The following is a 15,676-nucleotide window of genomic DNA, read 5'->3' as shown; positions in this document are numbered from 1 at the left end:
TGTTGTGTGTTGGCTTCCGTGTGGGTCCCACCCCGCACGAGACGCCGTGGCGGCCCCTCTACCGTTCACGGCACATCCCGTACCCGCACGAACGAAAGAATCCCACGTGGCAAACATCAAGTCGCAGATCAAGCGCATCCGCACCAACCGCAAGGCCGAAGAGCGCAACAAGGCCGTCAAGAGCGAGCTCAAGACCGTCGTGCGCGCCGCCCGCGAGGCCATCGCCTCGGGCGACAAGGACAAGGCCGTCGCCGCTGTGCGCGTCGCCTCGCGCAAGCTCGACAAGGCCGTGTCGAAGGGTGTCATCCACCAGAACCAGGCCGCGAACCGCAAGTCGGCGATCGCCAAGCAGGCCGCCGCGCTCTGAGTCGCAGCAGTTTCGATCGAAGGCCCCGCTCCGGCGGGGCCTTCGTCGTATCCGGTGGCGAGGGCGCGCCGGGCTAGCGCCGCCCGCGGGCGGCGATGACGCCGACGAGGCGCTCGAGGGCGAACACCGGGTCGCGCTCGGCACCCTTCACCGCGGCGTCGGTTGCGGCGAGCGTCTCGATCGCGACGCCGAGCCCCTCGTCGGTCCAGCCGACGAGGTCGCGCCGGGCCCGGTCGACCTGCCACGGCGCCATGCCGAGCGACGAGGCCAGCTGCGCACCGCTGCCGCGCGAGCCGGAGACCTTCGCCATCGTGCGCAGCTTCATCGCGAACGCCGCGACCATCGGCACCGGGTCGGCACCGCTGTCGAGGGCGTGCCGCAGCGCGATGAGCGCCTCGCCGTGGCGGCCGGCGATCGCGGCGTCGGCCACCGCGAACGCGTTGGTCTCGACGCGGCCGCCGTAGTAGCGGGCGACGATCGCCTCCGTGATGTCGCCCGGCGCGTCGGAGATGAGCTGCCGGCACGCCGCCGACAGCTCGCGCAGGTCGTCGCTGAAGGCGCCGACGAGGGCTCGGAGCGCACCCGGGGCGATCTTGCGGCCCGCAGCCCGGAACTCGGCCGCCGCGAAGTCCTGCTTCTCGGCGTCCTTCTTGAGCTCGGCGCAGACGACCTCGATGCCCCCGCCCGTGCCCGAACGGATCGCGTCGAGCAGCTTCTTGCCCCGCACGCCGCTGCGGTGGCGAAGCACGAGCGTCGTCGAGTCGGCGGGCTGCTCGAGGTACTCGAGCGCGTCGAGCAGGAAGTCGTCGCTCGCCTTCTCGACGGCGCTGACGCGGATGAGCCGCGGCTCGCCGAAGAGCGACGGGCTCGCGAGCGTCAGCAGCTCGCCGCGCCGGTAGCCGTCGGCCTCGAGGTCGCTGACCTCGAGGGCCGGGTCTTCACCGCGGAGAAAGTCGCGGAGCAGGCCGATCGCACGCTCGGCGAGCACGTCTTCGGCGCCCGAGACGAGCACGATCGGCGCAGGTCGCACGGCGTGCCAGGCGAGCTGCGGGATCGCGACCTTCGAACGCGCCGATGCGCCACCGCGTGCTGCCACCCGTGCCTCCGTTTCCGCGTTCCAGTCTACGGGCGCCCACCGACGCGGTCGGCGCGCTCGCTCCACACCGAGAACCCGTCGCCGCTCGCCTCGAGGGCGATCGACCCGAGCTCATCGGTGCGCAGCGCCACCGTCGGGGTCGCCGCGAGCAGGTCGAGCACCCGCGCGGTCGGGTGCCCGTAGCCGTTGTCGGCACCCACCCCGATCAATCCGACCGCGGCGTGCAGCCGCTCGTAGAGACGTCCGCTCTGGTCGGACGACCCGTGGTGGGCGACCTTCACGAGGTCGACGTCGCCGATCTCCGCCGAACGCAGCATCCGCTCCTGCGCGCCCTCGCCGAGATCGCCGAGGAACACGCCGCGGTACCCGGGCGCCACGAGGTCGAGCACGACGCTGGCGTCGTTGCCGGGCGGCACATCCGGCTGCGGCCAGAGCACCCGCCAGCTCGCCGCTCCGAGGGTGCCGTGCACGCCCGCGGTGACCTCGACGGCGCGGGCGCCCGCCGCGACGAGCGGATCGAGCACGCGCGACGAGCGCTCGCCGTCGAGCGGGCCGTGCAGCACGGTGACGGCGCGGCCCACGATCGCCGGCGACCCGGCGACGTGGTCGGCGTCCCAGTGGGTGAGGACGACGAGGTCGATGCGGTCGATGTCGAAGAGGTCGAGGCACCGCGTCAGCGCCGCGGCGTCGGGACCGGCGTCGATGAGAGCCACCGCGTCGTCCGACCGCACGAGCACCGCGTCGCCCTGGCCGATGTCGCACGCGACGACGTCCCACTGCGTCGGTCGCACGACCCGGGCGACGAGGGGCGCGCCTCCGGCGAGACCGACCGCCGTCGCCACGACCGCGACCATCACCGTTGCGGTCACCGTGCGCCACCGTCGTGACAGCGGCGGTCCGAGCACGAGCCGGAGGGCGAGGGCCGTGCACACCGCGAGCAGCGCCGCACCCGCGGCATCCGGCAGCCAGGCCAGGCGACCCCCCGGCAGCGACGCCGCGGTGTGCGCGACCACCGCGATCCACTGCGCCGGCCACCAGGCGAGCTGCATCGCCGCGAAGCCGACCGACGGCAGCACGGGCAGCAGGAGGCACCCGATGAGGCCCACGACGGTGCCGACCGGCGCCGCGGGTGCGGCCAGCAGGTTCGCGGGCACGCCGTACACCGCGATCGACGGGTCGAGCAGCACGAGGATCGGCTGGCAGGCGAGCTGGGCCGCGAGCGGCACGCCGAGCACGAACGCGAGCGGCGTCGGCATGATGCGCGCCAGCGCACGTGAGAGGGGTGCGGCGAGCAGCAGCAACCCGGCCGTCGCGGCGACCGACAGCGCGAAGCCGTAGTCGCGGGCGTACCAGGGATCGGCGACGAGCAGGACGACGACCGCGAGAGCGAGCGCTGCGACGCCTCCGCCCTGGCGCCCGGCCGCCATCGCCGCGAGCACGACGACCGCCATGACGGCGGCTCGCACGACGCTCGACTCGGGCGTCACGAGCACCACGAACGCCACGAGGGCGACGAGCGCGACGACGACGCGGATGCCTCGGCGCAGGCCCGCCGCCGCGGCCGCCGCGAACGCGGCCGCCGTGATGATCGCGCAGTTCGCACCGGACACCGCCGTGAGGTGGCTGAGCGAGCTCGCCTTCATGTCGTCGTCGAGCCCGGCGTCGACGGCGCTTGTGTCGCCGATCGCGAGACCGGGGACGAGCGCGCCGCCGTCGCCGTCGAGGCGGCTCGCGGCGTCGGCGAAACTCGCACGCAGATCGCCGCTCCACCCGATCCACGGCGGCGGCGGTTCGACGGCGACATCGCCGCCGGCGTCGAGGTCGAACGCGGCTCGTTCCGCCGACGGCGATGCGGTCGCCTGCGCGGTGAACGCGACGCGCGCGCCGAGCTGCAGCTCCGCCGACACTGCCTCCACGACCCCGCGCACGGGCACCGGCGTGGTCGCACGGCCTTCGATCTCGACGACCCGGCCCTCGAAGCGGAGCGAGTCCTTCACGGCGGCCGGGTCGTCGCCCTCCCCCGATCTGGACCTCTCGTCCGCGTCCCACATCGACATCAGCCGCTGCGGGGCCGCCGTCAATTCGACGACGATGGCGACCTGTTTCCGCTGTTCGGCAGCGACCGCGAGCGGCGACCCGTCGCGAGCGCCGAAGGCGAGGGCCGTGCTCGATGCGACGAGTGCGACCGCGGCGGCGCACACGAGGCCGACGGCCGCGAGCGAACGCCTCGTCACCACCGCGATGACGAGGGCGACGACCGCGACCGCCCATGCCGCTCCGGCGATGAGGCGCGCGTCGAGCCCCGCATCGGGCGCGAGCACCACCAGCCAGGCCGCGATCCATGCCGCGCACGCCGGTACCGCGAGTCGCAGTCCCGGCATGTCAGAGCGCCACGAGGTCGACGAGTCCCGAGTACACCGCATCTCCGATGCCCGCGACGTCGAGGAGCTGCTCGGTGCTCGTGAACGGCCCGTTGGCCTCCCGCCAGTCGATGATTCGCTGAGCGAGCGCCGGACCGATGCGCGGCAGCGTGTCGAGCTCGGCCACGTCCGCGGTGTTCAGGTGCACCTTGCCGTCGCCCGGCCCGCCGCCAGAGCCGCCCGCGCCGCCGGAGCCGGTGGCGCCCGAACCTCCGGCGGCCACCTCGCCCACCTCGGGCACGACCAGCTGCTCGCCGTCGGCGACCGCCCTCGCGAGGTTCACGCCGGCCGGGTCGGCGTCGGCCGCGAGTCCGCCGGCCGCGGCGATCGCATCGACGACGCGTGCGCCCTCGTCGAGCTGCACGAGCCCCGGCTCCGCGACGGCGCCGAGCACGTGCACGAGCACGACCGGGGGCGCCGCGGTCGCGACCGTCGTGTCCGAGCCCGACGACGCGCCCGACGCACCCCCGTCGAACCCGACCTCGCCCTGCTCGCCGCCGCCCGATGCCGTGAACGACATCACCGCGGCGACCACGACCGCGGCGATGAACAGGGCGACCGCGGCGCCGACGCCGAGGCGCACCCGCGGCGATGCCCGACGGGCGGAGGGGTCGAGCACGTCCGACGGATCCGGTGCGGCGTGGGGCGGCATGGTCGCACGCTATGGGCCAGCGGCAGTCGCCGCGGCCGGATCGCCCGCCGACGTGCAGAGTCGGCGGGCGATCGAACTGTCGAGGACGGGTCGTCCGGGCTCGTCCGGTGCGTTCTCAGGCCGCTTCGGCCACCCGCGGCCATTCACGGCCGAAGCGCGCCAGATGATGCCAGACGTATTTCACGAGCTGCGGGTCGAGGTCGCCGGAACTCCGTGCACGGCCGATCACCGCCGGCGTCAGTACCCCGTCCGTCGCGATCGAGCGGGCCGTCTCGACCGCTTCCTCGCCCCGGTACCCGGGGTTCGCCTCGACGATCGAGAGCTCGAGGCGATAGCCGGGATGGCGCTCGACCGCGAGTCCGGCCGCGTCGGCGAGGGCGAGGGTCGCATCGTCGCCGTAGCTCGGATCCACTACGAGCGCCTCGACGTCGCCGGGCACCGAGATGCCGCCGTGCACTTGCGCCTCGATGTAGCGGTTGAGCAGCTCGTCGACCTCATCGGCGAAGAAGTCGTCGATGAGGCCCATCCGGTCGGCGACGCCGAACAGCTCGGGCTCGAAGGCGCTGTCGGGGTAGGTGAACGTCGCGCGCTGCAGGGTCTCGGGACGGAGGCGCAGGTAGGCCGAGCCGAACCGCGGCGCGGCGCCGTACGGGTCGCCGTCGAGCAGCAGGGCGCCGTAGGCCGGGCGCAGTCGCGCGTCATGCGCGTCGTACGCGCCGGCGAAGAGGCGGCTCTCCCAGTTCCAGCGGTCTCCGCCGGGGACGGCGGTCAGCCCGCCGTTGCTCGTGCCCGTGACGAACTGCGAGGTGTAGCGCCCCTCCTCGAGGATCCGACGGAGCACCGGCTTGCCGTACAGGTCGGAGTCGGGGTGGAAGTGCAGCACGAGGCGGGCGGCGTCGGGCACTCGCCGGCCCGGCTTCGCGCGCTCGGCGACGGCGGCGAGGGCGTCGTGCCAGGGTGCGGGTCTCGGTTCCATCCCGCCATTCTGGCAGCGGGTTCGACCGGTCGATGCCGTGTGACACGACGCCCGGTGCCCTCCTCGCCCGGCTCGTCGACCACGTCTTCGCCCCTCGGGGCGCCGATGGGCCGATCGGACCGCCGCGAGTGTCGACGCCGGAGGGGTGCCGGTGGGCGAGACGCCGTCGCTCCGCACGACCGTGACGTCACCGGGGCCGTCGCGCCACGCCGCCTCGCGATCGTCGGCGTCAGCCCCGCGTCGCGATGTTGACGAGCTTCGGCGCGCGAACGATCACGTTCACGATCTCGCGCTCGCCGATCGTGCGCAGCACCGCGGCCGAGCCGCGGGCCAGCTGCTCGAGCTCGTCGGCGGTGATCTTCGGCGACACCTCGAGCCGGTCGCGCACCTTGCCGTCGACCTGCACGATCGCGGTCACCCGGTCTTCGACGAGCAGCGCCGGGTCGGCCTTGCGCCACGGCACGAGCGCGACGGTCGGCTCGTAGCCCAGCCGCTGCCACATGTCCTCGGCCGTGTACGGCGCGAACAGGTCGAGCACGATCGCGGTGACCTCGGCGGCCTCGCGCACGGCGGCGTCACCGGCTCCGGGACCCGAGTCGATCGCCTTGCGCGTTGCGTTCACGAGCTCCATGAGTCGCGCCACGATGACGTTGAACTTGTACGACTCGGCCAGCCCCGGCGCATCCGCGAGCAGTCGGTGCGTGATCCGGCGCAGGGCCCGGTCGCCCGTCGACCAGTCGACGCTCGGCGCCGAGGTCACCTCGCCGGCGATGCGCCACGCGCGCGCCAGGAACTTCGCGGAACCCACCGGCGAGACATCCGCCCAGTCGATGTCGTCCTCGGGCGGGCCGGCGAACGCGAGCGTGACCCGCAGCGCGTCGGTGCCGTGCGCCGCGAGCTCGGAGGCGAACTCGACCAGGTTGCCCTTCGACTTCGACATCTTCGAGCCGTCCATGAGCACCATGCCCTGGTTGAGCAGCGACGTGAACGGCTCGGTGAAGCTCAGGTACCCGAGGTCGAACAGCACCTTCGTGATGAAACGCGAGTACAGCAGGTGCAGGATCGCGTGCTCGACGCCGCCGACGTACTGGTCGACCGGCGCCCACTTCTCGGCCTGCGCCGGGTCGAACGCCTGGGTGTCGTCGTTCGCGTTGAGGTAGCGCAGGTAGTACCACGAGCTGTCGACGAAGGTGTCCATCGTGTCGGAGTCGCGCTTGGCCGCGCCCCCGCAGTTCGGGCAGGCGACGTTCACCCAGTCCTCCGCCGCGCCGAGCGGGCTCGAGCCCTTCGGCTTCAGGTCGAGGCCGGCCGCCTCGGGCAGGCGCACCGGCAGCTCCGACTCGGGCACGGGCACCTCGCCGCACTCGGCGCAGTGGATGATCGGGATCGGCGTGCCCCAGAACCGCTGGCGCGAGATCAGCCAGTCGCGAAGGCGGAAGTTCTTCGCGGCGCGGCCCGTGCCGCGCTCGTCGAGGATCTCGATCGCGCGACGGATCGCGTTCGACTTCGAGAGCCCGTCGAGCGGGCCGGAGTTGATGAGCCGGCCCTCCCCCGTGAGGGCGACGCCCGTGCCGGCAGGATCGAGCGGCGGCAGGTCCTCGGGGAGCATCGGGTCGCCGTGCTCGTCGAGCGGGATGACGGGGATGACGCCCGTGACCGGGGCGTTCGTGTCGACCACGACGCGCACCGGCAGCTCGAACGCACGCGCGAAGTCGAGGTCGCGCTGGTCGTGCGCGGGCACGGCCATGATCGCGCCGTGGCCGTAGTCGGCGAGCACGTAGTCGCTCGCCCAGATCGGCAGGCGCTCGCCGTTCAGCGGGTTGATCGCGTAGCGCTCGAGGAACACGCCGGTCTTCGGGCGGTCGGTCGCGAGGCGCTCGATGTCGCTCTCGGCGCGCACCGAGTCGAGGTAGTCGCCGAAGCGCTGCTGCACCTCGGCCGAGGCGCCGCCGGCGAGCTCGGCCGCGAGCTCGGAGTCGACCGCCACGACCATGAAGGTCGCGCCGTAGAGGGTGTCGGGACGGGTCGTGAACACCGGGATGCGGCCCTCACGGCCCTCGATCTCGAACTCGACGTCGGCGCCGGCCGAGCGGCCGATCCAGTTGCGCTGCATCGAGACGACCTTCGACGGCCAGGTGCCCTCGAGCTGGTTGAGGTCGTCGAGCAGGCGGTCGGCGTAGTCGGTGACCCGGAAGTACCACTGGGTCAGGGCCTTCTTCGTGACGACCGCGCCGCAGCGCTCGCAGTGGCCGTCGACGACCTGCTCGTTCGCGAGCACGGTCTGGTCGTTCGGGCACCAGTTGACCTGACCCGCCTTGCGGTAGGCGATGCCCTTCTCGTAGAGCTTCAGGAACAGCCACTGGTTCCACTTGTAGTACTCGGGGTCGCTCGTGTGGAGCTCGCGCGACCAGTCGAAGCTCGGCGCGTACTGGCGGAACGAGGCCTTCTGCTGCGCGATGTTCGCGTAGGTCCACTCGCGCGGGTCGGCGCCGCGCTTGATCGCGGCGTTCTCGGCGGGAAGGCCGAACGAGTCCCACCCGATCGGGTGCAGCACGTCGAAGCCCTGGTGGCGCCAGTACCGCGCGGCGATGTCGCCGAAGCCGAACGCCTCGGCGTGGCCCATGTGCAGGTCGCCCGAGGGGTACGGGAACATGTCGAGCACGTACTTGCGCGGCCGCGTGTCGCCGTCGGCCCCGGCGCGGAAGGGCTCGAGCTCGTCCCACACGGGAAGCCACTTCGCCTGGATCGCGGCGAAGTCGTAGGCGCCGGGCTCGGCGTTCGCGGGGTCGTGATCGTGTGCCACGTGACTCTCAATCGTGTGTCGCTCGGCGGGCTCCCGCCCGCGGGTCTCGGGCGCGCCGGATCGCGGCGCACTCGGGTATCAAGACTAGTCAATCCGCGCGGGTGGATGCCTCGCCGAGGGCGACGAGCAGGGCGCGCGCCTTCACCCGGGTCTCCTCGATCTCCTCCTCGGCGATCGAGAGCGCCGTGATGCCGCCGCCCGTGCCGATCGACGCCCCGCTCGGGGCGAGCACGATCGACCGGATCACCATCGCGAGGTCGGCGCCGCCGTCGACGCCGAGATATCCGAACGCTCCCGAGTAGACGCCGCGCGGGCCCTGCTCGAGCCCGTGCAGGATCTGCATCGCGCTGCGCTTGGGCGCGCCCGTCATCGAGCCGGCGGGGAAGGCCGCCCGGACGACGTCGAGCACGTCCACGGGGGGCGCGATGCGCGCCCGCACCGTCGAGACGAGCTGGTGCACGTGCCGGTACTCCTCGACCTCGAGCAGACCCTCGACGCTCACGCTGCCCAGCTCGGCGATGCGACCGAGGTCGTTGCGCATGAGGTCGACGATCATGAGGTTCTCTGCGCGCTCCTTGTCGCTCGCGAGGAGCTCCTCGCGCAGCGCGGCATCCCGCACCGGGTCGGGGTCGCGCGGCCGGGTGCCCTTCATCGGCTTCGTCGAGACGAGCCCCGACGGCTCGACGTGCAGGAACTGCTCGGGCGAGGCGCTCAGGAGGGAGAACGCGCCGAACCGCAGGTACCCGCCGTGGTGGCTCGGGCTCGACGCCCGGAGCGCGAGGTACGTCTCGGCCGGATCGGGGTGCACGTCGAGGTCGACCCGGTTGGTGAGGCACAGCTGGTAGGCGTCGCCGCGGACGATCGCGTCCTGGCACTCGTGGATCAGGCGGCGGTACGTCGCCGCGTCGTGACGCCAGCGCGCCACGGGCGCGTGCGCGTCCGCGTGATGATTCGCGCCGTGGTCCGCCGGGCGGTCGGCGCCCCGCGCGGGGTCGACCGGCGAGCGCGCGAGCTCCGCGGCGAGCTCGTCGGCCCACGCGTCGGCGTCGGCCGACTCGATCCAGATGAGCCGCACCTCGCGCGCCGCATGGTCGAAGACGATCACGCGGTCGAGGAAGACGAACGCCGCGTCGGGGGTCTCGGCCGGCGACGTCGGCACCCCCTCCAGGTCGGCGCCGAGTTCGTAGCCGAACCACCCGAACCAGCCGAGGGGCCCCGGAGCCGCCGAACCGGGTGCGAGCTCGACGGCCGGCCGCGCGAGTACGTCGGCGAGCAGCTCGAACACGCGTCCACGGCGTACGACCGGCGAGTCGCCGGGCGCCGCCGGGCGCGCGATCGTGACCGTGCCCGCCGAGAGGTCCGCGGTGACGACGTCGCTCGCGGGGTGTGCGGCGCCCAGGACGCTCACACCGCTCGAACCGTCGTCGCCCCCGTCGAGCCAGACCACGTGGTCGAGCCGCGCGAAGCGGTCGGCGAAGACCGTTCGCGGCGCACGCCACTCGGGCAGCGCGCGCGAACGCAGGCGGGGAGGCATCCCCCCAGCCTACGGCGCGACGGCAGCCCCGGGCGCTCGCTCCGCCTCCGCGCGCAGGCGACCGTCGTCGATCGTGACGACGCGGTCGACGAGCGACGGATCGACCGGCGTGTGCGAGATCAGGACGACCGTGCGCTCGGCTCCGGCGGCGCCGAGCAGTTCGCGCAGCAGCGAATCGGCGCGCTCGCGGTCGACGTTCGCCGTGGGCTCGTCGAGCACGAGCACGGGGAACCCGGCGAGCATCGCCCGGGCCAGGGCCAGCCGTTGGGCCTGGCCACCCGACACGAGCGCTCCGCGCTCGCCGACCGAGGCTCCGAGACCGCCGCGCTCCGCGAGCCAGTCGCCGAGTCCGACCCGTTCGAGCACGTCGATGAGCTCGTCGTCGCTCGCGGTGTCACGGGCGAAGAGCAGGTTCTGGCGGACGTCCTCGTCGAAGAGCCACGGCGACTGCTCGACGAGCCCGACGATGCGCCGGACGTCGGCGGGGGCGAGCCGGTCGGCGTCGACGCCGCCGACGGAGTACGAGCCGCTCGTCAGGCCGAGGAAGCGCACCAGCACGTGCGCGAGGGTCGTCTTGCCGGAGCCCGAGGATCCCCGCACGAGCACGCGCTCCCCCGGCGCGAGCTCCAGGTCGATGCCCGACAGCGCGGCGCGCTGCGCGCCCGGCCACGAAGCGCCGGCGCCGCGAAGGCCCAGCCTCGGCGGCCCGTCGGTCGGCGGAACCGAGGCGGGATCGGACGGTGCGGTCGGGATCTCGGTCGGCACCTCGTCGGGCAGGGCGCCCGCGACCCGCTCGGCGCTCACCCGCCCGAGCCGCCAGGCGTTCGCCGCGGGCGGCAGCGCTGCGGCGACCTCGGCGATCGCGAGCGGCACGAGGCACAGCACCGCGAACGTCGGCCCGTCGATGCGACCGGAGGCGAGCATCGGCTGGGCGGCGATGAGGCTCGCGGCGACCGCGAACCCGCCGATCGCCGCCATGAGGGCGGCGGCCGCGCCGGCGGCCGAGGCGTTCGCCCGGGCGTGCCGCGCGAGCCGATCACCGAGTTCCTCGATGCGCCGACGGCCGGCGCCCGCGGCGTCGAACGCGACGAGCACGTCGAGCGCCTGCACGTGCTCGACCACCGCGGCCTGCAGCGCGCCCCTGAGGGGCGCCAGCCGCCGCTCGGCACCGGCCGCGACCGCTCGCTGCACGAGCAGGGTCGCACCCACACCGGCCACGAGACATCCGGCGACGGCGAGCGCCGAAGCGGGAGCGACGAGTGCGACGCCGATGACCGCGGCGGTGAGCACGACGAGTGCGCTCACCACGGGCTGCACGGCCCGCAGCGGCACGTTCTGCAGTTCGTCGACGTCGCCGGTGAATCGCGCGAGCAGTTCGCCTCGCCGGAGGTCGGCCATGCCGTCGGGGGCGACGGGCAGCATCCGTTCGAACACGCCGGCCCGGATCTCCGCCAACTGGCGGAACGCGGCATCGTGCCCGGTCAGGCGCTCGAGGTAGCGGAACACCGCCCGGCCGAGGGCGAAGGCCCGCACGCCGACGATGGCGATCGAGAGGTAGAGCACGGGCGGCTGCTCGGCCGCACGCGCGATGAGCCAGGCCGAGCACGCGAGCAGGGCCACGGCGGAGCCGCCGGATGCCGCGCCGAACAGCACCGACGGCAGCAGTCGGCGAAGCGGCGGGATGCTCGTGCGGAGCACCGATCGAGTGCGATCAGACATGCGCGCCCTCCGTCGAGATGACGAGGTCGGCGGCCTCGACGAGTTCGGGCCGATGCGTCGCCACGAGCACGGTGCGGCCGGCCGCGGCGAGCCGTCGCAATTCAGTCGCGAGCTCCGACTCCCGACTCGGGTCCTGCGCGGAGGTGGGCTCGTCGAGGAGGAGCAGCGGGAGATCGCGCGCGAGCAGGCGGTGCACGGCGCGCGCGATCGCGACGCGCTGGGCCTGGCCGCCGGACAGCCCGCTGCCGCCCGGGCCGAGGTGCTGGTCGTCGGGAACGTCCACCCCCGCGACGCGCAGCGCGGCGTCGAGGAGCACCGGGTCGGCGGACTCATCGCCGAGGCGGATGTTCGCCGCGACGGTGCCGGCGACGAGCGCCGGGTTCTGCCCGGCCCAGGCGATGCGTTCGCGGCCGTGTCCGTCGAGCGTGCGCCCCTCGAGGCGGACCTCTCCGTCGTACGGCGCGAAGCCGAGCAGCGCCGCGAACAGCGTCGACTTGCCGCTGCCGCTCTCGCCGACGACGGCGGCCACGGCGCCGTGCGGGACGGCGGCGGTGAGCCCGTCGACGACGACGCGCTCGCCGCGGCGCACGGTGAGGCCGGTGAGTCTCAGGCCGTCGTCGACCGTGCCGGCGGCGGGGGTGCCGGCGGCCGGGTCGTACGCCGGGTGCGGCTCGGCTCCGGCGCCCTCGGCCGCCTCGAGCAGCTCGAACGCGTCGGCGGCGGCCGTGACGCCCGCAGCCGAGGCGTGGAACGCCGCGCCGACGTTGCGCAGCGGCAGGAACACCTCGGGGGCGAGCACGAGCACGAACAGGCCGGCTGCGAGCGCCATGTCGCCCGACACGAGCCGGAGGCCGATCGAAACCGCCACGAGGGCGACCGAGAGGCTCGCGGCGAGCTCGAGCGTGAATCCCGAGAGGAAGGTCACCCGGAGCACCTTCATCGTGTGCTTCCGGTAGTCGTCGGTGACGGCCCGGATGCGCGCCGCCTGACGCTCGGCGCGGCCGTACAGCAGCAGCGTGGAGAGGCCTCCGACCACCTCGAGGAATCCGCGCGAGAGGGCCGACAGGCTCTCCCACTGGCGCCGCTGGACGCGCTCGGTGGCCATGCCGATGAGGGCCATGAACACCGGCGTCAGCGGGAGGACGATGACGAGCACGAGACCCGACAGCGGGTCGGCGATCCAGGCGGCGGCGATGCAGGCCGGCGTCGCGACGACGGTCAGCACGAGTTGCGGCAGGTAGCGGCCGAAGTAGTCGTCGAGCGCATCGACCCCGGGGCCGACGAGGGTCGCGATACGTCCCGTCGAGAAGCCGGCGATGCCGGTCGGCCGGCGTTCGAGCGCCGCCAGCAACTCGGAGCGGAGCTCGCCCTTCACGCGCATGGCCCCGCTGGAGCCGACCACCTCCCAGCCCCACGATCCGAGCGCGCGCGCCGTCGCACCGGCGACGAGCAGTCCGACGAGCGGCCAGGCCTCGTCCATCGGCTCGCCGTCGACGAGCCCCGCGACGAGGCCTGCGATCGCCCAGGCGATCGCGATGATCGCCGCCGCCTGCACGACGGCGAGCGCCCCGCCCGCGACGAGGAAGCCGCGGGCGGCGCGCGAGCGCCTGACGAGCCTGGGGTCGAGTGGTTTCACACGTTCACCGGCGGGTCAGTGGGCGGCCGCCTCGACGTGCGCGCGGCTCACCCGCTTGCGGAAGATCCAGTACGTCCACGCCTGGTAGGCGAGCACGAGCGGCAGGAACACGAGCGCGACCCAGCTCATGACCGTGAGCGTGTACGGGGAGGACGAGGCGTTCTCGATCGTCAGGCTGTTCGCCGGGTCGTTCGATGCCGGCATCACGTCGGGGAAGAGCGACGAGAAGAGCGCGAGCACCGCGGCCGCGACGGTGACGGCGAGCAGGGTGAAGGCCATGCCCTCGGCGCCGCGCAGGTTCGCGATCCAGCCGCCGATGAGCGCGACGGCGGCCGCTCCCGCGAGGAGCCAGAACCACGGCGTGCCGAACGCGAGCCCGGTCCAGACGAGGAACGCGGCGGCCACGACGATCGTCACGGCACCCGAGCGCGTCGCGAGCGCCCGCGCCCGCGCCCGGAGGTCGCCCTCGGTCTTGAGCGAGGCGAACACGACGCCGTGCGTGAAGAACAGCAGGAGGGTCGTCACGCCGCCGAGCAGCGCATAGGGGTTCAGCAGGTCGAAGAGCGTGCCCGTGTAGTTGTGGTCGGCGTCGAGCGGGACGCCCTGCACGATGTTCGCGAAGGCGACGCCCCAGAGCAGGGCGGGCACCGCGGAACCGACGACGATCATGCCGTCGAACCACGCCTTCCACTTCGACTCGGGCCGCTGGTGGCGGTACTCGAACGAGACCCCGCGGGCGATGAGGGCGAGCAGGATGAGCAGGAGCGCGAGGTAGAACCCCGAGAACAGCGTCGCGTACCACTCGGGGAAGGCCGCGAACAGGGATGCCCCGGCGACGATCACCCACGTCTCGTTGAGGTCCCAGACGGGGCCGATCGTGTTGATGAGCACCCGGCGGTCGGTGTCGTCGCGGCCGAGGAACGGCAGCGACATGCCGACGCCGAAGTCGAAGCCGTCGAGCACGAAGTAGCCCACGAAGAGGAAGGCGACGATCCAGAACCAGAGCGTTGAGAGATCCATGTCCGTCTCCTCAGTAGACCGTTGCGGCGGGTTCGACGCGGCCGGACTCGGGGTCGGGCTCGCCGAGCTCCGGCGGGCCCTTCCTGATGGCGCGGAGGACGAGACGGACCTCCACGACCGCGAGCGCGCCGTAGACGAGGGTGAAGGCGACGAGCGAGATCAGCACGTCGAGTCCGGTGACATTCGGCGAGACCGCCGACTCGGTGGGCAGGAGGCTGAACACGATCCACGGCTGACGGCCCATCTCGGTGAAGATCCAGCCGACGATCATTGCCGCGAGCGAGAGCGGGAAGCTCCAGATCGCGATCTTCCAGATCCACCTCTGCCGAGGCATCCGGCCCTTGCGGGTGACCCACAGGCCGACCAGCGCGATGAGCACGTGCAGCATGCCGAGCCCGATCATCCAGCGGAACGACCAGTACGTGATCCAGATGATGGGTGCGTAGTCGCCGGGCCCGTAGAGCGCCTGGTACTCCGCCTGCAGGTCGTTGATGCCCTCGACGCAGCCGTCGAAGCTGTGCGTCGAGAGGAAGGAGAGCAGGTAGGGCACGCGGATGGAGAAGAGCTCGCTCGTACCGTCGGGCGTGCCGAGGGTGAATAGCGAGAACGAGGCGTCGGCGCCGCAGACCGTGTCGTAGGTGGCCTCGGCGGCCGCCATCTTCATCGGCTGGGTCGCGACCATCGCGAGGCTCAGCTGGTCGCCGAAGAGCGTCGTGAGGATGCCGGAGCCGACCATGAGCCAGAGACCGTACTTGAGCGCCGGGCGCATGGAGTCGAGGTGCTGGTTGCGGGCGAGGTGCCAGGCCGAAGCGCTGATGATGAGGCCGGCCGCCACCATGAAGCTCGCCGCGATCGTGTGCGGGAACGCCGCGAGAGCGACGGGATTCGTGAGCAGCGCGCCGATGTCGACGAGCTCCGCGCGACCCTTCTCGGCGTTCATCTCGTAACCGACGGGATTCTGCATGAACGCGTTGGCGGCGATGATGAAGTACGCCGAGACGATCGAGCCGATCGCGGTGCACCAGATCGTGGCCAGGTGGATGCCGCGGGGCAGCTTGTCCCACCCGAAGATCCAGAGGCCGATGAACGTCGCCTCGAAGAAGAACGCGAGCAGGCCCTCGAGCGCGAGCGGGGCGCCGAAGACGTCGCCGACGAACCGCGAGTACTCCGACCAGTTCATGCCGAACTGGAACTCCTGCACGATGCCCGTCACGACGCCCATCGCGAAGTTGATGAGGAAGATCGTGCCGAAGAACCTGGTCACCTGCAGGTACTGGTTCTTGCCCGTGCGGTACCAGGCGGTCTGGAAGATCGCGACCGTCGTCGCGAGACCGATCGTCAGCGGCACGAACAGGAAGTGATAGACGGTCGTCAACCCGAACTGCCATCGGGCGAGCAGCAGCGGATCGAGCAGCTCGTTCACGGATACCCCTTTCGCGGAGTCCGAACATCT

At 72.7% G+C, this 15,676-nt stretch carries 11 protein-coding genes; 1 reads left to right on the top strand and 10 read right to left on the bottom strand.

Annotation, left to right across the window (positions count from 1 at the left end; translation table 11 throughout):
* Window positions 1-106: 106 nt before the first annotated feature.
* On the top strand, window positions 107-367 hold the full coding sequence (gene rpsT, locus AC3RJ7_RS17225; RefSeq protein WP_491457087.1) for a 30S ribosomal protein S20: 261 nt from the start codon (window positions 107-109) through the stop codon (window positions 365-367).
* A gap of 73 nt (window positions 368-440) precedes the next feature.
* On the opposite strand, the gene holA is transcribed toward rpsT, so the two are convergent.
* From holA to AC3RJ7_RS17175, 10 genes are all read right to left on the bottom strand, one after another.
* Window positions 441-1,463 carry a DNA polymerase III subunit delta gene (gene holA, locus AC3RJ7_RS17220; protein WP_491457086.1) on the bottom strand — a complete coding sequence of 341 codons (1,023 nt, stop codon included), beginning with the start codon at window positions 1,461-1,463 and terminating at the stop codon, window positions 441-443.
* A 26-nt stretch (window positions 1,464-1,489) separates the two neighbouring features.
* Complete coding sequence (locus AC3RJ7_RS17215; protein WP_491457085.1) at window positions 1,490-3,844, bottom strand: ComEC/Rec2 family competence protein; 2,355 nt, start codon at window positions 3,842-3,844, stop codon at window positions 1,490-1,492.
* Between the two features lies 1 nt (window position 3,845).
* Window positions 3,846-4,535, bottom strand: coding sequence for a ComEA family DNA-binding protein (locus AC3RJ7_RS17210; RefSeq protein WP_491457084.1), 690 nt, complete (start codon window positions 4,533-4,535; stop codon window positions 3,846-3,848).
* A 115-nt stretch (window positions 4,536-4,650) separates the two neighbouring features.
* On the bottom strand, window positions 4,651-5,511 hold the full coding sequence (locus tag AC3RJ7_RS17205) for a DUF3626 domain-containing protein (RefSeq protein WP_491457083.1): 861 nt from the start codon (window positions 5,509-5,511) through the stop codon (window positions 4,651-4,653).
* A gap of 229 nt (window positions 5,512-5,740) precedes the next feature.
* Entirely contained in the window at window positions 5,741-8,314 is a 2,574-nt protein-coding gene (gene leuS / locus AC3RJ7_RS17200; protein ID WP_491457082.1) for a leucine--tRNA ligase, read from the bottom strand.
* An 88-nt stretch (window positions 8,315-8,402) separates the two neighbouring features.
* Window positions 8,403-9,848, bottom strand: a complete 1,446-nt coding sequence (pabB, locus tag AC3RJ7_RS17195; RefSeq protein ID WP_491457081.1) for an aminodeoxychorismate synthase component I — start codon at window positions 9,846-9,848, stop codon at window positions 8,403-8,405.
* 9 nt (window positions 9,849-9,857) lie between these two features.
* Entirely contained in the window at window positions 9,858-11,567 is a 1,710-nt protein-coding gene (cydC, locus tag AC3RJ7_RS17190) for a thiol reductant ABC exporter subunit CydC (RefSeq protein ID WP_491457080.1), read from the bottom strand.
* Entirely contained in the window at window positions 11,560-13,203 is a 1,644-nt protein-coding gene (gene cydD, locus AC3RJ7_RS17185; protein ID WP_491457079.1) for a thiol reductant ABC exporter subunit CydD, read from the bottom strand. Before cydD ends, cydC begins: the two co-directional genes overlap by 8 nt.
* Window positions 13,204-13,218: 15 nt before the next feature.
* A complete protein-coding gene (gene cydB / locus AC3RJ7_RS17180; RefSeq protein ID WP_491457078.1) occupies window positions 13,219-14,223 on the bottom strand; it encodes a cytochrome d ubiquinol oxidase subunit II in 1,005 nt (334 codons plus the stop codon).
* Between the two features lie 10 nt (window positions 14,224-14,233).
* On the bottom strand, window positions 14,234-15,646 hold the full coding sequence (locus tag AC3RJ7_RS17175) for a cytochrome ubiquinol oxidase subunit I (RefSeq protein WP_491457077.1): 1,413 nt from the start codon (window positions 15,644-15,646) through the stop codon (window positions 14,234-14,236).
* Between the last annotated feature and the right edge of the window lie 30 nt (window positions 15,647-15,676).

It is taken from the genome of Agromyces solani, assembly GCF_058349925.1.
The sequence above is the reverse complement of the archived record's forward strand: the minus strand, read 5'-3'. Positions and strand labels throughout refer to the sequence as shown.